The sequence below is a fragment of the Campylobacter estrildidarum genome (genome assembly GCF_005406205.1).
Classification (GTDB): domain Bacteria; phylum Campylobacterota; class Campylobacteria; order Campylobacterales; family Campylobacteraceae; genus Campylobacter_D; species Campylobacter_D estrildidarum.
On record NZ_NXLZ01000013.1, the window covers coordinates 1 to 20,497 of the forward strand.

The 20,497-nt window shown below is 28.7% G+C and carries 27 protein-coding genes; 19 read left to right on the top strand and 8 right to left on the bottom strand.

Annotated features, from left to right (window positions below; all coding sequences use genetic code 11):
- The first annotated feature begins 74 nt into the window (after positions 1–74).
- Positions 75–302: a phosphopantetheine-binding protein gene (locus CQA69_RS07150; RefSeq protein WP_137621098.1), complete on the top strand. Its 228-nt coding sequence runs from the start codon at positions 75–77 to the stop codon at positions 300–302.
- A gap of 61 nt (positions 303–363) precedes the next feature.
- Here CQA69_RS07150 and CQA69_RS07155 read toward each other — a convergent pair whose 3' ends face one another.
- Complete coding sequence (locus tag CQA69_RS07155; RefSeq protein WP_137621099.1) at positions 364–1,578, bottom strand: DUF2920 family protein; 1,215 nt, start codon at positions 1,576–1,578, stop codon at positions 364–366.
- Between the two features lie 83 nt (positions 1,579–1,661).
- Between CQA69_RS07155 and pseF the strand changes: the two genes are divergently transcribed.
- The 3 genes from pseF to pseH are packed head-to-tail and all read left to right on the top strand — an operon-like array spanning position 1,662 to position 3,623.
- Positions 1,662–2,360, top strand: a complete 699-nt coding sequence (gene pseF / locus CQA69_RS07160) for a pseudaminic acid cytidylyltransferase (protein ID WP_137621100.1) — start codon at positions 1,662–1,664, stop codon at positions 2,358–2,360.
- Entirely contained in the window at positions 2,344–3,168 is an 825-nt protein-coding gene (gene pseG, locus CQA69_RS07165) for a UDP-2,4-diacetamido-2,4,6-trideoxy-beta-L-altropyranose hydrolase (protein ID WP_137621101.1), read from the top strand. The genes pseF and pseG overlap by 17 nt, the downstream gene beginning before the upstream one ends.
- On the top strand, positions 3,165–3,623 hold the full coding sequence (pseH, locus tag CQA69_RS07170; protein ID WP_137621102.1) for a UDP-4-amino-4,6-dideoxy-N-acetyl-beta-L-altrosamine N-acetyltransferase: 459 nt from the start codon (positions 3,165–3,167) through the stop codon (positions 3,621–3,623). Before pseG ends, pseH begins: the two co-directional genes overlap by 4 nt.
- An 85-nt stretch (positions 3,624–3,708) precedes the next feature.
- On the opposite strand, the gene CQA69_RS07175 is transcribed toward pseH, so the two are convergent.
- The 3 genes from CQA69_RS07175 to pseA are packed head-to-tail and all read right to left on the bottom strand — an operon-like array spanning position 3,709 to position 6,192.
- The gene (locus CQA69_RS07175; RefSeq protein WP_137621103.1) at positions 3,709–4,455 is read right to left on the bottom strand and encodes a HisA/HisF-related TIM barrel protein; all 747 of its coding nucleotides are present in this window, start codon (positions 4,453–4,455) and stop codon (positions 3,709–3,711) included.
- 1 nt (position 4,456) lies between these two features.
- Positions 4,457–5,059, bottom strand: coding sequence for an imidazole glycerol phosphate synthase subunit HisH (gene hisH, locus CQA69_RS07180; protein ID WP_137621104.1), 603 nt, complete (start codon positions 5,057–5,059; stop codon positions 4,457–4,459).
- Positions 5,056–6,192: a pseudaminic acid biosynthesis protein PseA gene (gene pseA, locus CQA69_RS07185; RefSeq protein WP_137621105.1), complete on the bottom strand. Its 1,137-nt coding sequence runs from the start codon at positions 6,190–6,192 to the stop codon at positions 5,056–5,058. The genes hisH and pseA overlap by 4 nt, the downstream gene beginning before the upstream one ends.
- A gap of 97 nt (positions 6,193–6,289) precedes the next feature.
- Here pseA and CQA69_RS07190 point away from each other — a divergent pair, with 97 nt between their 5' ends.
- The gene (locus CQA69_RS07190) at positions 6,290–7,474 is read left to right on the top strand and encodes an ATP-grasp domain-containing protein (RefSeq protein ID WP_137621106.1); all 1,185 of its coding nucleotides are present in this window, start codon (positions 6,290–6,292) and stop codon (positions 7,472–7,474) included.
- A gap of 446 nt (positions 7,475–7,920) precedes the next feature.
- Here the strand turns inward: CQA69_RS07190 and CQA69_RS07195 are convergent, their stop codons facing one another.
- Entirely contained in the window at positions 7,921–8,625 is a 705-nt protein-coding gene (locus tag CQA69_RS07195; protein WP_246023134.1) for an XRE family transcriptional regulator, read from the bottom strand.
- A gap of 286 nt (positions 8,626–8,911) precedes the next feature.
- On the opposite strand from CQA69_RS07195, the gene CQA69_RS07200 reads away from it, so the two are divergent.
- The 14 genes from CQA69_RS07200 to CQA69_RS07265 all read left to right on the top strand — a co-directional run bounded on the left by CQA69_RS07200 (position 8,912) and on the right by CQA69_RS07265 (position 16,262).
- Positions 8,912–9,112 (top strand): hypothetical protein, encoded by a 201-nt coding sequence (locus tag CQA69_RS07200; protein ID WP_137621107.1) that lies wholly within the window; start codon positions 8,912–8,914, stop codon positions 9,110–9,112.
- A complete protein-coding gene (locus CQA69_RS07205; RefSeq protein WP_137621108.1) occupies positions 9,112–11,295 on the top strand; it encodes a Mu transposase C-terminal domain-containing protein in 2,184 nt (727 codons plus the stop codon). The genes CQA69_RS07200 and CQA69_RS07205 overlap by 1 nt, the downstream gene beginning before the upstream one ends.
- A 99-nt stretch (positions 11,296–11,394) precedes the next feature.
- A complete protein-coding gene (locus CQA69_RS07210; protein ID WP_137621109.1) occupies positions 11,395–12,252 on the top strand; it encodes an AAA family ATPase in 858 nt (285 codons plus the stop codon).
- Positions 12,249–12,452 carry a sigma factor-like helix-turn-helix DNA-binding protein gene (locus CQA69_RS07215; protein WP_137621110.1) on the top strand — a complete coding sequence of 68 codons (204 nt, stop codon included), beginning with the start codon at positions 12,249–12,251 and terminating at the stop codon, positions 12,450–12,452. The genes CQA69_RS07210 and CQA69_RS07215 overlap by 4 nt, the downstream gene beginning before the upstream one ends.
- Positions 12,436–12,621, top strand: coding sequence for a hypothetical protein (locus CQA69_RS07220; protein ID WP_137621111.1), 186 nt, complete (start codon positions 12,436–12,438; stop codon positions 12,619–12,621). Before CQA69_RS07215 ends, CQA69_RS07220 begins: the two co-directional genes overlap by 17 nt.
- A gap of 97 nt (positions 12,622–12,718) precedes the next feature.
- Positions 12,719–13,057, top strand: a complete 339-nt coding sequence (locus tag CQA69_RS07225; protein ID WP_137621112.1) for a DUF7768 domain-containing protein — start codon at positions 12,719–12,721, stop codon at positions 13,055–13,057.
- A gap of 106 nt (positions 13,058–13,163) precedes the next feature.
- Positions 13,164–13,649 carry a host-nuclease inhibitor Gam family protein gene (locus tag CQA69_RS07230; protein ID WP_137621113.1) on the top strand — a complete coding sequence of 162 codons (486 nt, stop codon included), beginning with the start codon at positions 13,164–13,166 and terminating at the stop codon, positions 13,647–13,649.
- A gap of 71 nt (positions 13,650–13,720) precedes the next feature.
- Positions 13,721–13,993 (top strand): hypothetical protein, encoded by a 273-nt coding sequence (locus CQA69_RS07235; protein ID WP_137621114.1) that lies wholly within the window; start codon positions 13,721–13,723, stop codon positions 13,991–13,993.
- Entirely contained in the window at positions 13,990–14,433 is a 444-nt protein-coding gene (locus tag CQA69_RS07240) for a hypothetical protein (RefSeq protein ID WP_137621115.1), read from the top strand. Before CQA69_RS07235 ends, CQA69_RS07240 begins: the two co-directional genes overlap by 4 nt.
- On the top strand, positions 14,433–14,837 hold the full coding sequence (locus CQA69_RS07245) for a YopX family protein (RefSeq protein ID WP_137621116.1): 405 nt from the start codon (positions 14,433–14,435) through the stop codon (positions 14,835–14,837). Before CQA69_RS07240 ends, CQA69_RS07245 begins: the two co-directional genes overlap by 1 nt.
- 109 nt (positions 14,838–14,946) lie before the next feature.
- On the top strand, positions 14,947–15,126 hold the full coding sequence (locus tag CQA69_RS07250) for a hypothetical protein (protein WP_137621117.1): 180 nt from the start codon (positions 14,947–14,949) through the stop codon (positions 15,124–15,126).
- Entirely contained in the window at positions 15,123–15,557 is a 435-nt protein-coding gene (locus CQA69_RS07255; RefSeq protein ID WP_137621118.1) for a hypothetical protein, read from the top strand. The genes CQA69_RS07250 and CQA69_RS07255 overlap by 4 nt, the downstream gene beginning before the upstream one ends.
- Positions 15,558–15,604: 47 nt before the next feature.
- On the top strand, positions 15,605–15,802 hold the full coding sequence (locus CQA69_RS07260) for an NrdR family transcriptional regulator (RefSeq protein ID WP_137621119.1): 198 nt from the start codon (positions 15,605–15,607) through the stop codon (positions 15,800–15,802).
- Positions 15,783–16,262, top strand: coding sequence for a phage virion morphogenesis protein (locus tag CQA69_RS07265; RefSeq protein ID WP_137621120.1), 480 nt, complete (start codon positions 15,783–15,785; stop codon positions 16,260–16,262). The genes CQA69_RS07260 and CQA69_RS07265 overlap by 20 nt, the downstream gene beginning before the upstream one ends.
- A gap of 139 nt (positions 16,263–16,401) precedes the next feature.
- Here CQA69_RS07265 and CQA69_RS07270 read toward each other — a convergent pair whose 3' ends face one another.
- From CQA69_RS07270 to terL, 3 genes are all read right to left on the bottom strand, one after another.
- Positions 16,402–17,451 carry a phage minor head protein gene (locus CQA69_RS07270; RefSeq protein ID WP_246023135.1) on the bottom strand — a complete coding sequence of 350 codons (1,050 nt, stop codon included), beginning with the start codon at positions 17,449–17,451 and terminating at the stop codon, positions 16,402–16,404.
- 74 nt (positions 17,452–17,525) lie between these two features.
- The gene (locus CQA69_RS07275) at positions 17,526–18,908 is read right to left on the bottom strand and encodes a phage portal protein family protein (protein WP_137621121.1); all 1,383 of its coding nucleotides are present in this window, start codon (positions 18,906–18,908) and stop codon (positions 17,526–17,528) included.
- Positions 18,905–20,431, bottom strand: coding sequence for a phage terminase large subunit (gene terL, locus CQA69_RS07280; protein WP_137621122.1), 1,527 nt, complete (start codon positions 20,429–20,431; stop codon positions 18,905–18,907). The genes CQA69_RS07275 and terL overlap by 4 nt, the downstream gene beginning before the upstream one ends.
- Positions 20,432–20,497: the final 66 nt, after the last annotated feature.

Sequence of the window (20,497 nt, forward strand, 5' to 3'; positions counted from 1 at the left end):
GAATAGATAGTTTTAAACTTAATCAAAATGGCAAGATTGATAGAAATTATTATAAAGAACTTTAAGGAGAAACAATGGAAGAGATTAAACAGTTTTTTATCAATATAGGCAGAGCTGATGTTAATGAAGATATGCAAAATTTGGTTAGTGATAATATCATTGATAGTTTAGATGTAATGAATTTAATCAATGAAATTGAAAAACACTATAATAAAACTTTAGATTCTGATTTTATGCGACCTATATATTTTGAAAATTTTGAAAGTATCAAACAAATGTTAGAGCTTGCTATGAAAGATTAAAAAGTGATTTTGAATTTTTCAAAATCACTTGATAAAGGTTTATTTTACTAAAAAATTAATTTTAAATAATCTCAAGCTTAAACTCATCACCTTCATCTTTAAATTTAAATACTTTATCTTTACAAGGATAAGAGACAGAATTTTCTTTCATAGGTGAATTTCTATCTTTTAATTTTTCAAGCATTAAAGGAAATTCTTTTTCAAATAAAGCTCTAATGTTTAACCTCATGCCGTGATCTAAACTTTTTATAAATCTACCATCGATATCTTTTTCATCTTTGATTAGATGCAAAGTTGCATCAAATTTAAGTTGTTTAAAGCATTTGTAAAGTTCTATTTTATCTTGAGCTGGAGTATTTGCATCACTGAAACTATGATAAGAAATATAAATTATATTTGGATTAGCATTAACCTGAGCAATAAGATGAGAAGAATTTAAAATTGACCTTATCATATAATTTTCATCTGATAAATAATAGGGTGAATTAGGATCTTTACGAGTCCAATGAGTTTTAACATTGCATCCTACAATTGTATTTGGATCATCAAAAAAATAATCAGATTTTCCTATATCTTTTCCTATGAGATAAGCTAAAGAAGGTAAAGCTTCTCCTGAATTATCAATCACTCCATCCACATACCAAGGAGCAACTTTAGCTATAAGTAAAGACAGGTATCCGCCATAAGACGCTCCTCCGTAAATCTTTGGTAAATTTGCAAATTGTGGATAGTTTTTAGCGATATCTTTTAAAGCATTAATATGATCAATTGCAGCCATAATACCATAGTTTTGATACTCATTATTTGGTGGAACAAAAGTTGAAGTAAAATAAGCTTGATAGTTTTGAGGAATTTGATTGTTTGATTTAAAATTTGATATTGTTTGATTTAAAATTTGATAATAATTATTCGCATTATGGACACTTAAATCGTGTGCTTTTATGCCGATACCTTCTAAAGCTTTTTGCAAATTTTCTAAATCTTCTTCTATAAAAGTTATTGTAGCGCTATATTTTTCTATGTTTGATTTTCTTTGACAAAAACAATGATAAAAAACATTAACCGCGATTACATCAAATTTTTTAGCGATATATTCTCTATCAAAGTCTAAAAAATAAATGTCAGCATTAGCTCCATATCCTTTTAATATAAAAACTATAGCTTTCATTTCTTTTTCATCATCATAAGTGATGCGATATTCTAATTTTGAAGTTCTTTTGATATTAAGCTCTACATCATCACAAGAAGAAATTTCATAAGTTTTATTGACAAGCATTGATAACCTTTTTAATATTTAAAGATGATTATACTTAAAATTTGGTAAAATAAACCATAATAAAAATAATTTTAAGGCAAGAAATGAAAAATCTTTGCATTATACCTGCACGTGGAGGTTCAAAAAGAATTCCTAGAAAAAATATAGTAGATTTTTTAGGAAAACCTTTGATTTCTTATAGTATAGAAAGTGCTTTAAATTCACAAATTTTTGATGAAGTTATCGTTTCAAGCGATGATAAAGAGATCATCGAAGTAGCTTTAAAATTTGGTGCAAAAGCTCCTTTTAAAAGATCTACTCATTTAAGCGATGATTACGCCTCAAGCACCGCTGTGATCCAAGATGCGATACAAAATTTACAAAGTATGGGACAAATTTATGATTATGTTTGTTGCCTTTATGCTACAGCACCACTTATCAGTGCTAAAATTTTAAAGCAAGCCTTTAAAAATTTTATACAAAATAAAAGTCAATTTTTATTTAGTGCTTGTGAATTCGACTATCCTATACAAAGGGCTTTTTATTTGGATGAAAAAAAACAAGTTTATATGTTTGATGAAAAATACTACCAAAGCCGCTCTCAAGATCTTACTAAAGCTTACCATGATGCTGGAGCTTTTTACTTTGGTACGAGCAAAGCTTGGCTTGAAAATCATTTTATGTTTAAACCTCACTCAAGTGTATTTTTACTACCAAGAACTTTAGTTTGCGATATAGATACACCGCAAGATTTAGAATTTGCAAAAATACTTTATAAGGTTAATTATGAAAGTCTTATTTAGAAGTGATAGTTCAATTCAAATAGGCTTTGGGCATATCAAACGCGATCTAGTTTTAGCAAAGCAATACGAAGATGTAAGTTTTGCTTGTTTGCCTTTAGAAGGTTCTTTAATCGATGAGATTCCTTATCCTGTTTTTGAACTACAAAGTGCTAGTATTTATGAGCTTATCCATCTTATCAAGGAGCACAAATTTGATCTACTTGTGATTGATCATTATGACATTAAAGCCGATGATGAAAAATTGATAAAACTTGAAACTAAAATTAAAATTTTAAGCTTTGATGACACAATAAACCCTCATTATTGTGATATATTGCTTAATGTCAACGCTTGTGCAAAAGCAAGTGATTATGAAGGTTTGGTTCCTTTTAAATGTGAGCTAAGATGTGGATTTTCTTACGCTCTAATTAGGGATGAATTTTATATTGAATCCAAAGAAAAAAGAGAGAAAATTTGGGATTTTTTTATCTGTATGGGTGGGACGGATATAAAAAATCTTTCTATGGAGATTGCAAACGATCTGCCTCAAAATAAAAAAATTGCTATAGCAACAAGCTCATCTAATAAAAACATTAAAAAACTTCAAAGACTAGCCGAAGAAAACTCTAATATAAAACTTTTTATTGATCACGATAATATTGCAAAGCTTATGAATGAAAGCACTAAACTTATCATAAGCGCAAGTTCTTTGATCAATGAAGCTTTAATATTAAAAGCTAATTTTAAAGCCATATGCTATATTGAAAATCAAAGACCAACTGCTGATTGGCTTGCGCAAAAAGGTTATGAAGTGGAATATAAGCTTTGATAACATTAAAAATTTTTACCGAACTTAATGAACAAGAAATCACGCTTGTTTGGCAATGGAGAAACGACGAAAAAGTCAATCAATTTATGCATACTAAAAATTTTGATATTAAAAAACATAAAAATTTCATTCAAAGCTTAAAACAAGATAAAACTAAAAAATATTTTTTAGTTTTTGATAAAAATGAAAGCATAGGGGTGATTGATTTTATCAATATCAACCAACAAAGTTGTTATTTTGGACTTTATGCAAAGCCTGATTTAAAAGGAGTAGGACAGACTTTAATGGATGAAGTTAAAAAATATGCTTTTGAAATTTTAAAGGTTAAAGAACTAAAAGCTTGTGTTTTAAAACAAAATGCAAAAGCATTAAAACTTTATTTTAGAAATAATTTCACCATTACAAAAGAAGATGAAAATTTTTTTTATATAGCATTAGTAAATTCTATAAAATAAAAATTTATAATGATATATTTTCTCAATTTAAATTAATTTTTTACTCATTATAGATAAACATTATATTCTAAGTACATAATAAATCTTAACTCATTCTTACAGCAAAACCTTGTCTAGCTAACTCCTCTTTAACATCTTTTGGAGTGTATTGAGAAAAATGAAAGATATAAGCTCCTGCTAAAGCATCTGCACCCATACTTAAAGCTTTACTTGCATCACTTGGTTTTCCTAAGCCCCCATTAATAATAAGTGGAATTTTAAGTTTATCTTTGAAAAGACTTAAAAGTTCCAAATCATATCCTTGTGCTTTTCCTTCAAAATCCACAGAAGTAAGCAAAATTTCACCTGCTCCTTGATTTTCATACCTTAAAGCAAGATCTAAAGGATCAATATCCAATAAGTTATCTTTACTATAGATACAAAATTTGCTGTCCTTTCTTTTAACATCGATGGAGCAAACAATACATTGTGTCCCAAAACGATTTGCCGCCTTAGAGATAAAACTAGGATCCTCCAAGGCTTTAGAATTAATAGCGATTTTATCCGCTCCAAGATTTAAAATCCTTTGTATATCTTCAAGAGTTTTGATCCCGCCTCCTATAGTTAAAGGCATAAAACATTCTTTGGCAAGATCTTCTATACTTTCAAAATCTATTTGCCCATTTTTAGAAGCATCGATATCTAAAATAATAAGCTCATCAACATTACGTGCATTATAAATTCTCATCGTTGAAGTAAGATGGCCAATGATGCGAAAATCTTTAAATTCTATACTTTTAACCAGTTGTGCATTTTTTAGTAAAACACAAGGTATAATTCTCGTTTTTAACATTTTAAAACCTTAAAAAATTCTCTAAAAGTTTTAGACCTAAATTTTGACTTTTTTCAGGATGAAATTGTACGCCAAAAATATTATCTTTTTGAATACTAGCTACAAATTTATCGCCATATTGAGCTTTTGCACTGATAAATTTTTCATTGCATTTAACATAAAAAGAATGCACAAAATAAAAATCATTTTGCAAAGGAATATCCTGATACAAAGGCTCTTTCTTTAAAATTTCTAAATCATTCCATCCCATATGAGGAATTTTTAAATTAGTTTTTTCAAAAGGAACAACCTCACCTTCTAAAAAACCAAAACCATTACAAATTCCGCCCTCATAACCTTTTTCTAAAAAAAGTTGCATACCAAGACAAATTCCTAAGATAGGCTTTTTTACTTGCAAAACTTCTTCTTTTAAAGGTTCTATAAGTTCCATTTTTTCTAAATGCGTCATCGCATCTTTAAAAGAACCAACGCCTGGTAAAACAAGTTTTTGCGCCTTAGAAAAATCTTCTTTTTTTTGGACTAAAAAACTTTTGACCCCTATTTTTTCCAAAGCCTTTAAAACCGAATTTAAATTTCCAGCCTTATAATCAATCACACCTATCATTTTAAAACATACTCTTCTTTTCTAATCAAAGAGCCATCGCAATCTCTTAAAAACTCACCCTTTTCATTGCGTTTAAAAATTTTTTTATTGGTAAAAGAATCTACAATTTTTTGAAATTCTTCTTCACTAAAGCCGCTAAATTCTAGGTATTTTTTAATGGCTTTTTTAGGTGGTTTTCCATCATATTTTTGCACAAGTCTTACACCCTCTTCTCTGGTAATATACCCTAAACGAATATCTAAACACGCATTATCCGTTGCTCTTCCAAAACCATATTTGCAGTATTTTAAATAATCATGCACGTGATTAGAATAACAATCCAAATTTTCAAAATTTTCATAAGTAGTTTCAACCGGCTTAATACTTGTTTTAAAACCATTTCTTTGAGAGATTATAAGATTATTTTTATAATCCCATTTAAAATAATATCCTAAAAATAGTCCTGTAACTCCTACTCTTTTCAGTTCATCGTCGCTTGGATAAGTATAAAGATATAAATCTTTTTCATCTATTCCACCTACTCCTAGCATATCTGAAGCACGATTACCCAAAAGTCCTCCAAATTCTTCAAGCCACTCTCTTCCTAAAACATTTTTATCTTTAGAACTTGCTGGGCCACCATATTCTAGTTGCGGACTCTCACCCCATATAATTAAAGGTATATTAAAATTAACAGCAATACGTGGAACAGAAGTAAAAATTCCCAAATGGTTTTGCCACTCATTATCCCCAGTTCTTATAAAAGCTTCTCTTGCAAGTTTTTTATAAACTTTTGGATTTCTTTTAATATGAATAAGATCAACACCTAAATTATTAAGGTTTTTTAAATTTTTACGTCCTATTTTAGTAGGAATACTGGGTTCAAAACAAACGCACAAAGGATTAAGTCCAAGCTCAAGCATCTTAATCACTTGAAAAGTGGAATCCTTACCTCCGCTTACTCCTATAACACAATCATAAATAGGATGTTTTTTATATTTTTTAATGAGTTCTAAAAATTCTTTTTCTCTTTCTTGCCAATTGATTTCTTTATTTTTATTTTCCTGAGAACGACAAGCATCGCAAACCCCTTCTTCATCAAAATGCAAATCAGGTTTAGTATCTGGCATCACACATTTTTTACAAAATTTCATCACTTTCCTTAAAAAAATTATTTTCCAAATATCGTCTATATTTTTATTTTATTAATATTTTGCTATAATTAAAATAAATAATATAAGAGAATTTTTTATGAAAAACAAACATTTTTTTATTATTGGCGGTGGTGATTTACAAGCAGATTTGGTTCTAAGCGTAAAAAAAGACTTTATCGCTCATGTTTTTGATTACAATGAAAATTGTTTTTGTAAAGATTTAGCAGATTATTTTCACCCTATTTCTATAGCAGATAAAGAAAAAATTTTAGAATTAGCTACTGAATTTAACATCGTAGGTATTGCTACAGCTGCTACAGAACTTGGAAATTTAACAGCGTGTTATGTTGGAGAAAAACTCGGCCTTGGAACTAATTCTTACGAATGTGCTAAAAATACTACTGATAAAAGCTTAATGAAAAAAGTGTTTGAAAAAAATAATATCAATCATGCTAAATACTTTATACTCAAAGATGAAAAAGATTTAGATCAGATTACTGAATTTCCTATTATCATAAAACCAAGTGATCGAAGTGCTGGAAGGGGAGTTGTAAAGGTATTTGATAAAGAAAATTTAAAAAAACGTTATTATGAAGCTAAAGATTTTTCCTACAATAAAATCGTTTTGGCTGAAGAAGTTTTAAAAGGCAAACAATTTAGCGTAGAAACGATAAGTTCTTATGGCAAACATCAAATCGTAGCCATTACAGAAGAATACCTAAGAGAAGGCGAATTTGCGGATGATTTTTTAGAAACACAACACTTAGTTCCTGCAAGAATTTCCAAAGAAGAAAAAGACATCATCACAAAAACGATTTTACGTATTCTAGATGCTTTTAAAGTTCAATTTGGTGCTTCACATATAGAGATTAAACTTGATAAAATTAATACTAAGGAGCATAAATTTAAATTATCAGTCATAGAAATCGCAACCCGCGTAGGAGGTTGGCGTGATGTATTAGTTTATTGCTCTTACAATATTGATTATTTACAACTTTTAATTCAAAGTTCTTTAAAACAAGAATTAAAAAAAGTAAATACAAAAGCTGAAAATTTTTGTCTGGTTAAAATGATTTTTACCAAGGAAGATTACGAGTTTTACAAAAAACTAAAAGCTTTAAAACCTCAAATGATAGTAAAAGAAAGAATTTATGTTAAAAATGATGAAGAATTTTCTTATTCTTCATCACTAATGGATTCTAAGGGTTATTATTATTTGAGAATTTCAAAAGATGAAGATCCTGAAATTTACATTAATTGTTCTGGGCTATTAAGCATATAAAATAGTCATTTTCATTTTTAAAGGGTGCAAAACCTCTATCTTCTTTGGCGTATAAAATTTCTAAATTATCCGACTCAACTGATATAAAAGTTATAAATTTATTATGGAAAATATCAAATTCTTGATGATAGTGGATATTATTTCAGAATATTTGAGACAAAAGATTTATGGATAACAAAGAAAAATAAGCAAACAAAAAAAGATTATGAAAGTTCTTTTGTTTTAAATCCAAAGAAGTTATAAAGTTATGTAAAAAAGCAAAGTGATATAAAATCTAATTAAAGTATTATTTTATAGTATTTTGATTAAGTTTTTTTAGAAATCAAAGTGAAGGTTTATTCTTTACAAATTTTTACATATCACTTTACATTTTTTTTACAAAAGCTTTACATATTTTTTATATTCTTTTTAAAAATACTTTACAAAGCCTTTTAAATATACTTAAATTATATTACAGACCTTAAAACTTTACCTTTTATAAGAACTGAAATTTGTGATTCGTCTAATTTTACGCTGTAGCTTTTATATTCTTTATTTACGCTAATTATTTCTAAAATGTTTTCAAAAGGATTAAGTTGTAAAAGCTTTACCATAAGCTGTCCATTGTAATTTAATACATACAATCCATCGCCTTTAAAATCAGAGCCTTCTTCAAAAATCACCCAGCTATCAGGAAAAAGCATAGGTGTCATAGAATACCCATCCACACGAATAGCTTTAATATTAGTACTCGGAATTGTTTTAAAAAAGGCTTTATCTATAGCCATAAGCTCTCCACTCTCATAATGCTCTAATCCTTCAACTTCATTGCCACCTCCAGCAGAAGCATTAATATTAAGCTTAGGAATATAGTAAAAACTCTCCTCTTGCGGTTTTTTAAGCTTCGTTTGATTAGGAGACAAATTTTTATTTAAATTTGTAGATTGGGAGACATTTTTTTTACTTTTGGGAGACAAATTGGGAGACAAAAAATTAGATACATCAACTTCAAGTGCATCTGCAATTTTTTTTAAATTTGTTGTGGTTGCATTATCGTTTCCCGCCTCATATCTTTTTATGGTTGGTAATGATACTCCTGAATAGTTAGCTAAATCTTCTTGCGTCCAGTTTTTATAGAATCTATATTCTTTTAAAATTTTAGAAAGTATCAAAATATATCCTTTTTAAGTAAAAATTTATTGACAAGTATTAAAAATTATACTACAATTCTATTACTTTTAAAAGAATTGTATCACAAAAAGGCAATTTTTAAAAGAGGTTCGGGTGGGTAGGAAGAATGTCGCTTTTGAAGCTTTAAAATGGAAGTTTAAAGTGTAAAAAGGTGGTTGTAAAACTCAAAGTTTGGAAGTTAAAATCACTTTCAAGCTCGAGTTATAAAATCATCTTTATCACTCTTTTTAAGAGTGGTTTAGCTGATTATACCATAAAGGAGTGAAAATGCGTAAAAAATATACCGCTCTTACAGAGCAAATGAATGAAAAAGGGTTTAAACTTCGCACTTGGGCTAAATTTAAAAAGCTAAAAGAGAGTGACTATAGACTGCTTTTAAATATGAGCTATGGGAAAACAAAAGGCATAAGAGGTAGAGCCAAGGAATTAAAAGAAATGTTAGAAAAAGATGGATTTAAGGTGGCTTAATGTGGATAAGTAGCAAGGAATTTGCAATAGAAAATAACATAAATAAAAAGAGTTTAGAAAAGGCATGTTTTAGAGCTTCTATAAATGATAAAAAAATTTGCAAAATAAAGTATCAAAATTTATACTTTAAATATTTACAAGGTTGTCGTGGTGGTCACGCAGGTAAAACTCTCCAAATCTGGTCTAAACCTTTAAGCAAAGAAGAAGCACAGATAGTAGAACAAGGTTTTAATATAGAAGATATAAGCCATGAGTTTTTAAACAATAAAAGTTCTAACAAGGATTTAACGCACTATTATTTAAATAAAACAATTGTAGAAAATAACACAAAGCTAAGCAAAGAAGTTTTAAGCAAGCCATTAAATGATGATGCTTTGCTTAAAAATTCTAATGCTTTACAAGTACAAAACACTGACAAAACCAAACTTAGTGAAAATCAAATACAAATAAACAAAGATAGCTTAAGCGAATTTGCAAAAGCAAGTTCTAAAAAGCAAAATTTAGCTTTGCAAAAAGCTGCTGTGGTTAAAGAGTGGCTTCATGCTAAAGGCAAGATAAGCACTAATGATTTTATAAGCTATATCAATGCTAAGAAAATTTATGAGTTTAAACTCACGCAAAACAAACTCTTTGCTTGGCAAAAAGAATATTTAGCACATGGGCTTGATGCTTTAGTAGATAAAAGAGAAAATAAAAAAGCAGATGAGATCGAAAGACTTGGTATAAAAGAACTTTTTGTAAATACCTTGCTCGCACAAAAAGGAAGGCTTAATGCTTCTAATATCCATCGCATTATAAATTATGAAATTGCAAAAAATGGAAAATTAGATTTGAAAGATTTTCTAGGCAAAAAAGATGAGTTTATAAGCTATGAGTGTATTTTAAGAAGTATGAAAAAATACTTAAAAGAAAACAAGCTTATAAAAAATATCATCTTACATGGAGAAGATGGAGCCATAAGTCGTCATCTGCCTGCACTTGGGGTGAGCAATTGGAAAGCTTCTACCATTAATGAAATCGTAGAGATTGATGCAAGTCCGCTTGATGCCATTTGTAAAGTGGATTTTATTAATGAAAAATACGGCTTAAAAGGTGAGGAGTGCTCTTGGCATAAACGCTATACTATTATATCTTTAATCGATACCTATAGTGGTGTAGCCAGTTTTTATCTTGGCTTTAGTGAAGATAGTTTAAGCATAGCAAGAGCTATTGCAAAATACATTAGCACTTATGGCTTACCAAAATGCATACATTCGGATAATGGCAAGGCATTTTTAAGCAAAAATGTCAAAGCTCTTTTAGAGAGATTAAATATTGATTATAAAGCTATGCCAGCTTATAGCGGTTGGACTAAGCCTTATGTGGAAAATAAATTTAAAGATTTGCAAAACTCACTCACTGCAAACTTGGTTGGATACATAGGGGCTAATATCAAAGAAAGACAAGCCATTGAGTTTTTTTATTCTAAAAAGGAAAGACGTCTTAAAAAAGGCTATAAAACCAATCAAAGAAGACTTAAAACACTTGAATTTATGAGAGCTTGCATAGATGATTATAGTGCGTATTTTATGAATAATAAATGGCTCGACCGGCTAGGTGCTACTCCAAAAGAAAGTTATGAGACAAAAATAGAAGATGCAATTGCTATGGATGAGCTTAGTCTTAGTATGTATTTAGGTGGCGAGCTAAAACTAAGAAAGATATTAAATAAAGGATTAAGCTTAAACGGCACCCTTTTTTATAATCCAAAATTATACATCCATGAAGAAGTGTATGTGTGTGAAAATCTCAATAATCAAAATGAAATCTTTTGCTTTGATAAACAAAAAGAACTTATTTGCGTAGCTAACAATCTAGACCTTGAACTTGGAGTGAGTGTTGAAGAAGCCAAAGAAGCTAGAAAGCTTGTAAATAAAGCTATAAAAGCAAGTAAAGATAAAATCGATAAGCAAAGAGTGATTTTAGAAAAGAATATGGAGAAATATCTAGAACTTGGCACACAAAAACTAGAAAAAGTAAAAGCACCAAAAGTAAAAATCAGCAATAACGCTAAAGAAGAACTTGAATTTTCAAATACTCTTGTAAGCAATGGCGATGTGGAACGTTTTGCTAAAAAGAGTGAGGTAAAACTTGAACGCAAAATTCCTAAATGGGAAAATGCAGCGAAAAAGGCAGGATATTGACAAAAGTTTTTAAAAGCTTTTAAAGTCTATTTAAACACGCTTTGAAAGTTTTTAAAAGCTTTTTAAAAGGCTTTATAAAAAATATAAAAAGGAATAAATATGCAAGAATTAAGTCAAGAATTAGAATGTTTTTTAAAACAAAGTGGTATGAAACCAAGTGCATTAGCTCGTGCTATTGGAGCGAGTGCTAGTTTGATTTCACAGATTAAAAGTGCTAGCTATAAAGGTGATGTGGCTTTATGGGCTAAAAAGATAAGAGATTTTATAGCAAATTATCAAGGTAAAAATGAAGTAGAAATCAAAAAAGAAACTATCTTTAAAAGTAGAGATTTTTCTATGGCAAGTTTTGTTATGAGTGAAGCTGTGAATGAAAAAGAAATCGCTCTTATTTTTGGAGAGGCAGGAACAGGCAAAACGACTATTATAAAAGAATTTATCAAAAACAAACCCCAAAGCATTTTAATAGAAGCAACCTGCCATACAAGCGTAGGAGTAATGCTTGATGAATTACTTCTTGCACTTAAAATCGAAGCAAATAATAATAATGCCTCTAAATTAAAAGCAATTGCAAGATTTTTAAAAGCAAATGAAAAGATTTTGATTGTCGATGAAGCTGAATATTTGCCACTTAAAGCACTGGAAGATTTAAGACGTATTGCTGATTTTGCTAGAGTGCCATTGATCTTGGTAGGAACCGAGGTTTTATATAAAAATCTAATGGGTAAAAATAAAGAGCTTAAACAACTTTACTCAAGAATTTGCGGTAAGTGGATGATGAAAGGACTTAGTAAGGAAGAAAGTGATGAATTTTTTGGCAAAAGTTATTTTAAATTCACAAATGGCAATTTTAGAAGTAGTGCAAAACTTTTAAAAAAGGCTTTGAGACTTGCAGAACTTGAGGAATGTGAAATAAACGATGAGCTTATATTAAGTGCGAGTGAGATGGTTATATTATGACTTTTGAAGAGATAGCAAAAGAACTAGGTATTTCATTGACACGTGTTCATCAAATCTATAAACACGCTATTAAAAAATTAAAAAGTCCTAGAAATAAAGATAAATGGCTTGCTATCTTTGAAACTTTAGACTTAATAGAGCAAGAAAAAACAAAAAGAAACAATTTAATACAAGGAGTAGATCATGACAACAATGATTAAAGGCGAAAAAGCAGACTATAGTGCTTCATTGTTTGAAGTAAGAGGTGTGAGTATTTATTTTAAAGAAAGCGGTGCTTTTGTGGATGTTTTAAAAGGAATTTATCCTGATCATATTGCACAAAAAATTCTTAATTTTCACTTGAATAAAAAGCTGAATAAAAGTGCTTAATTTAAAAGCACTTTAATCGTGTTTTTTTCTTTTTAAGTCTTTTTTTAAGAAGACTTAAAAAGGGTAAAACCCTAAAATCATCAAAAAAAGGAGAACAATGCCATTAGTTTATATAGCCTCACCTTATAAAGGCTTAGCTGTGCAAGAAAGCAGACGCAAATCATTAGCTATAAGCGTTGCCGAGCAAGAATGCTTAAAAATTATACGTGAATGTGAAGATTTTACACCTGTTTCACCCATACTACAATTTAGCTATTTAGATGAAAACAAACACAGAGACAAAGCTTTACAAATGGGGAAAGAACTTTTAAAAGCTTGTGATTATATTTATCTTAGCAAACACAAAGATGCTAAAAATTCAACAAGTATGTTTATGGAAGCTGAGCTTGCTAAAAAGCTAGGCATTAAAGAATTAGTTTTGGAGTTGCCCTTATAAGGGTTTAAGGATAGTCAAGAAAAGAAATAAATATGCCATATCTTTAAAATATGGTGTGATTCTTTGGGATTATCAAATCGAAAAATATAAATTAAAGGAGATTTAAATGCAAATAAATAGTTTTGAAGATGTTAATTTAGCACTTAAAAAAGTAGCAGAGCTTAGTGTGCAAATAGAAAAAATCAATGGAGAGGTAACTTTAGCTTGTAATGAAATCAAAGAAAGCCGTGCAGGAGAGATTAAAGTTTTAAGCGATGAGCTTGGATATATAGAAGCTTGTATCACTACTTTTTGTGAAAATAATAAGCATGAATTTGCTGAAAAAAGATCTAAGGAATTTACCTTTGGCAAAATTGGTTATCGCTTAAGTAAAAGTGTATCTTTACCACGTGTAAAAGAAAAACTAGAAAGTTTAATTAAAGCCTTTAAAAGCTATGGGCTTAATGAGTGTATCACTTACAAAGAAGAACTTAACAAAGAAGCCATAGTAGAACTTGAAGATAGCACTTTAGTAAAACTTGGACTTAAAAGGGTTACAAAAGATAATTTTAGAATAGAACCAAAGATTGAAAGCTTAGAAATTCAAAATTAAAAATTTAACAAGTCCGCTAAGGCGGATTTGATTAAGTTTTTAAAACTTAATTTAAAACAAAAGGATAAAAAATGTATGTAAATGCAAGTATAGATGCAAGTGATTTAGAAGATATAGATGCTGATGATCTTGCTGAACTTTTTGAAGATTTAAGCATAAAAGAGCAAGAGGAATTCTTTAGAATGATTCATAAGGATACCAAGCCAATAGAAAGAATAAGAGCCATTCTTTCTAATTTGTCTAACGATGAAGCACTTAAGCTTTTAAAAGAACTTAATAGCGAGTTTAAGAGCGATGAAGAGTGGCGAGAGGTTACTAAAAACATAAATGGAGATAACAAATGAAATCAGTTAAAATTGATAATACTTATATATTAACAGAAACGATTATAAGTTTTAGAACATTTCAAGTTGAAAATTTTATTGCACTTGAGATTTTTAATGGAAAAAAATATACTAAATATTTTGAAATATTTCAAAGTAAAGAAGTGGAATATCATTATCTTTTTGGTGCAAAACAAAATTCAAAAACTATAAAAATACTTGATAAGATAGATATTTTAATGGAAAAACTTTGCGAATTTGTGGGTAATAATTTACTTAAAACACTTACTCTTCTGAAAAGTAGAAAAAAAGAAGACATAGTTTTTAGATTAGATGATGAGATTAGACAAATTTTAGAAAAAAGTGAATTAGTTGAAAATATTAAAAAACTTGCAAAAGAATATGAAAATGAACAAAGCAACAAAGGCTTTTTTAAAAAGTTTTTTTTAAAGGATAAATAATGAAATTAAAAGATTTTGATTTTAGGGTTTGGGATAAAGGAATAAATAAATATATTGAAAATCAGACAATAGCAATTTTAAATAATAGAATATTTGCAGGAAATACACACGAAGGTCAAATAGGCGAATTTGAGTTTATGAGCGAAAATTATGATAATGATATAGAAATCGAACTTTGGACTGGATTTTATGATAAAAATGGCAAAAAGATTTATGAAGGAGATATTATAAGATGTGAATATCATGATGGATGTATTCTTACTTATATAATCATTTTCAAATATGGTTCATTTTATGCATCAGAGTATAATAGTAGTTATATAGACTTAATAAGTGAAATTTCACTTGAGAATTATGAAATCATCGGCAATATCCACGAAAATCCTGAACTTTTGAAATGTTAAAAATATGAAAAATTTTTAACACAAAAATGAAATATGTTTAAAAAAGCCAAAAAATTTAACAAGTCCATTAAAACTAATGGGCTTAATTAAGTTTTTAAAAAGGATAAAAATGAGTACGAGAGAGTGTGCTTTAAAGAATTTCAAGTTGCTTTTAGAAGATATTTTAAATGATAAAAATGGTTTTTATAGATACAAAAATGGCAAATTAAATATCTCTAAGATATCCCGTGTAAGTGGTCTTAGCTGGAACTTTTTAAAAAGAGAACTTTATATAAGGGGGCTTTTATGAGCCCTAAACAAGCTACATTAAGAAAGCAACTTTTAGCTAAAATTCATATGCACAAAGAATATTTATATTACAAAAAACACAACGCTTGGCAGGATTTTTTAACCTTAAGGTTTGAAGTAAAAAGCTCTAAAGATTTAAGCATAAATGAACTCAAAATTTTACTGGGTATTTTTGATGGAAAAATTAAAGATAGTCTGTCTTTTATTCCTGATTTAAAAGGTAGAGTGATATTAAAACAAAATGGCTCTGTAAAACAATTTTTTTACTTAAAAGCTCTTTTAAAACAAAATAAAATGAATGTTTTTAGTTTTTATAGACTTTGTAAAAAAACTTTAAAAAAGGATGTATTTTCACTTTTAGATCTTAGTAAAAAAGACTATACAACCATGATAGTCGTTTTAGAGAAAATTCTTAAAACTGAAAAAAAATAAAAAAAATAGTTATAATTCTTAAAAACTTTCTTGATTAAGGATTGCTATTGTTCTGCCCAAGGTGTGCTAACGATAAAACAAGAGTTTTAAAAACAATAAAATCAGATATTAATGAGAGATTTAGAAGATGTGTTAAATGTGGCTATGCTTTTACTTCTATAGAACTTGTAAAGATAGACAAATATGCCGAACACTACATAAAAGAAACTCAAAAAGGTTTATTTGATGAAGAGTTTTACTCTTAAGGGTCTTGAAAATCTTTTGAAAAAATGCGAAGATTTGGAAGATGAAAAAAAGCAAATCATTTTAAGAGAGATTTTTGCTGAAAAACTCTACAAAGAAAGTAAAGAAAATTTAGAAAAAGAACAAGATTCTAATGCGAAAAAATGGGCTCCTTTAAAACAAAGTACATTAAATTCAAGAAGAGCACAAAAGATCATGCATACTAAAAAGCTTTTTGCAACTGGATCTATGCAAAGTTCTTTACACAATGGAGTAGAAAATGATAGAGCATTTGTGGCACTGAATGCAACTTATAAAGGTTTTGCTTATGCTAGTGTGCATCAATTTGGAAGCAAAAAAGTAGTAGCAAGACCCTTTTTACCTATAGATAAAGAATTGAATATGAATCAAAGAATAGCAAATGAAATGGAGGCTGAAGTAAAGGACATGCTTTGGGCTTTATTTAAGCAAAGTCTAAAATAAGATTTTTTATAATATCTCGTAATCAATCATTACGCTCTCTGGTCGCTTTAAGCGATGTTTGGGTAAATTATTTTACTTAAACCAAAACCCAGATGCGACGCGGGAACATCATGCTTAGGGCTTAGTCGCTGATTGATTATTACTTTTTATAAATAAGCTTTCCTTGGCTTAATATATTTTTAAAATACTCGCTATCTTCGCTTAGAAATATAGTTTTATTATTGATTTGATTTCCTTTTTGATTTAATACCATCACAAGTGCTTTTACACCCTTATCATAAAAGTATTTAATATAAGTTTTTTTCGTAAAACCTTTATAGTAAGGATCTTGTTCCATAGAAAGTCTAATCTCATCTGGATCATTAATAAGCTTTGGTAGATAATCAATATAAAAATGGCGATTTTGTTTCTTTATTTTAGTAATTTGTTTTTTCTTATCATAAAAAAAATCATCGTCCAAGCTTACCACATCACCAATTTTATCGACAAGTAAATCTCCTTTTTTAACATTAAAAGCTTCATAAACTTTTGCTATAAGTTCTTTATCGCTTAAATTTTCATAACTCTTTGTTTTTGGTAAATTTTCTAAACTCTCATCTAGACTTATTCTTGTTTCTTTTGGAATTTGTGTGTTTTCTCTTTTATCATAGGAAAAATTTTTAGAAGCTATACTTTTTGGATTTTTTAAAATTTTGTATTTAGCTTTCGCTTCTTTTTCGCTGACTGCTATAACCTTACATTTACAATTATAATCGTTTGGCGGAAAAGAAGTTCTCCAAAAAGGATCATCTTTATGTATAGCGACGTTATGCATTTTTTTATGCTCACTCCTAGAATCTTCTAAGAGTGCACATTTATAAACCCAGTAAGTTTTATATGTATATAAACTAAGTTGTTTAGCTCTTGCTTTTGCATAAGCACTTTGCATATTAGTGTGATAGATGGTTTTTAAACGATTCGCATTTATATTTATAATGCGTTTTTCTCCTGTTTTTGGATTTATGATCTCTTTTTTACCATACCAGCCTTTTTGTGTTAAAATATCCTTTAAATTGTTTTTAAATTCATTAAAATTTGTGCCTTCTTTCATTGCTTTTTTTATTTCTTCATGTAAATCATTTAAAATATCTGTTTTCATAATACCTGCTGCACTAAAGGCTCTATCGTGTGCTTGTTTTTTTGATCTCATGGTATTTAAAACTTGTTTTTAACCCCTTATTTTCCAGATAAGCATAAGCTTCATCGACACTTTTATTAAAAATATCACTCATTACCTGTATCCAAAAGAGCTTGCATAGATGCAAGAGTTATTTTTTTATCTAAGCTTTCTTTTAATTTTTCAAAACTAATATTAGGATATTCTTTAAAAATCCTTTCTTCTAATTCTTCATAACTCTCACATTCTTCCCAAAAGCTTTTAATTTTTTCATAAATTTCATCGCTGATTTCTTCTTCAGCATTTGCATTTAATTCTATTTTATCTTTTGTAAGTTTATTATTTTTTTCCAGTATCAAAGAGTTAAGAGCAAAATTATCGTTGTTTTGTTCTTTTTTCTTTAATCCTTCTATTTTAAAAACTTTAGCTAAAAATTCAGTTGGTATTTCATAGCCCATCCCTGAAATAGTGTTATAAACTCCTGCTAAATACTGCTCATCGATTTCTTTGTTTGTATCAAAAATGAACTCAAAATCACATGGATTAGCAAAATTAAGCTTTAAGATTTGTTCTAGTAGTTTTTGTATGCTTTTTGATAAAAAAAGCGTATCCATTTCGCCTACATTAAGTCTAACTTCTTCATGAACATTTCCTAAAGCTTGTGTACCATTTTGTACAGCATTTCCTGCCAAAACCTGTCCACTAATTAACTTTGAAATAGCTTCATCGCAGTATCTTAAAAAATCAGTAAAAGTAGAAGTTGAAAGCCCTGAATTTAAAAGTTCTATCATGTCTTCTTTATTAAAGACTCCAACACTCGCACTCCTTATATGACTAAGTTGTACTAAAAGTTCTTCGATTTCTTTAACATCTTTTGCATTTGTAGTTTTTACGATAATGGGTGGAACGCTTAAATTGTCAAGATAGGAGATATTTTTACTCATTGCGAGTTGTTTTAAAACGGCAATGTTGATGACATTATAAAAAAGAGCTTGTTCTATAAAAGAACCTGAATCGCTAGGATGTAAATGTAAAAATATATCATCACATTCATCTATAAAAAGCTTTTTGCCTTCACTATAAAAAAATAATCTTTCTTTGTTATCCATTGAAAAAAATCTAGGGCTTATGTATTTAAGATTTGGCAAAACGTTAACACCCTTAACTTTCCATTCAATCAAAAATGCTGCAAAACCATAAACAACCGCGGCACTCATTTCAAATACAAATTTTCTAAAATCACTCTTAGCCAAATAATCTTGCAAAAATTCCTTTTGTTTTTCGTCTTTACAGCTTATATACATAGGAAAAGAACACATCTTAAAACGTCTTTTCATTACCTCGCTTGCAATTTGTGGATCAAAACGCTTAAAATAATCATAAATACTTATAAGTTCGCTAAAATTTTCACTATTTAGAGCACTGATTATAGTATCGAAATCAACACTGTTTGCTACACTTTTTCTTGAAGTTTTGTTTAATATTCTCATAAAAATCCTTTTTTAAACTTTTTCTTGCTAAGTAATCTATTTATCGCTTTATAGTCTGCACTTCCTGCACTTGAAGCAATTCTAAAAGCCATCTCGGAAGCATCTAATAAATCATCATGTGCAGCCTTTGGATAAGTTAGCATTTCTTCAACAAGTAAATTTGAATTACTATCTATTAAAATCGTGCCGTCGTTAATATAAGGAGCTAAACTATCAATACGAAGTTCTTTTGTAACCTTATTTTTTAATTCACAAACACTTAAAACTATGCCGAGTTTTAAAGCTTCTTCTTTTAATTTATCTTTGAAAAACTCCTGAAAGGCTATAGTTTCAATAGCTATTTTTACTACTTTGCCTAAACTTAAATATTTTATATAAAGTTTTAATATCACATCTATCATTTTGCTTGGAGAAATTTTATAACCACTTGCTTTTAAGTGAAATTTATTTTTTTCTATTCTTTTGAGTTCTGCAATAGCAAAATAATCTCCTTTTGCTTTTCCAAGTGCAGGGTCAATTCCTAAAACTACCAAATCAAAATCTTGCTCTTTTTCTATGACTTTATATTCGTTAAAAATAGCAGTCTCGCTACTCAAAGCTTTATTTTGATATTCACTATAAAAACTTGATGTATCTGCAAAATATTCTTTTAAAATTTCTATTTTGTTTAAATTCTCATCATCAATTTTAAAACCTCTTAGATCATCTTTTAAGATATTATTTTTATCAATCAAATCAAGACTATCTGGAAAATTTAATACCAAAGGAAAATCATAGATTAAAAAGCGTTTATCATCGTTTAAACGATTTAATAAGCTATCTTGGTGTAAAATAGTGCCAACGACTAAATACAAATAATTTTCTGTAGTTCTTGCAACCAGTTTTAAAATCGCCTTATTGAACCATTTGTAAAGTTTATCTCTTTGGGTTTTGCTTTCTACGTTTTCATCATTTTCTATATCATCACAAATGATTAAGTCGGGTCTTTTTCCTAAATAATTAGTTCCCCTTATTTTTTTACCAGCACCAAAGGCTTTGATTTTTTTATATTCACCGCCACTTATAAAAACTATAGCCTCACTAGTCCATTCATCACCTAATTTAATCTCAAAATCATTGATTAATTTAGCGTTCTCTTCAAGTTCCGTTTTTATAGTAGCTATACTTTCACTTGCGATATCCAGTGTAGAGGAAATAATTATAGCGTATTGCTTTTTATTACTAAGAAGCGAGTAAATCGTCCAAAGTCTTACCAAAAGTGTTGTTTTAGCACTACCACGATAAGCTTTAAAACAAAGATGTTTGCTTGTTTTTTCTAGTTTTTCAATATTATCATAAATAAAATTTCTAAAAAGCGAGCTTTCTTTTTTAATAAAATTAATATGATGAGCAAAGTATTCAAAAACAAAAGCTTTGAAGCCTTGTTTTAAAATCCTTTCTTTTCTTGCTTTTTTATCCTCTTTATGGTTAAATTTCAATGCTTTTAATCTTGCTCTTATTTCGTTTAATTCCATCTTATCCATTTTTAATCCAAAAAAGTATTTTTAAAAAGCTTTAAAATGCGTTTAAAATCTTTTAAATCTAAATGA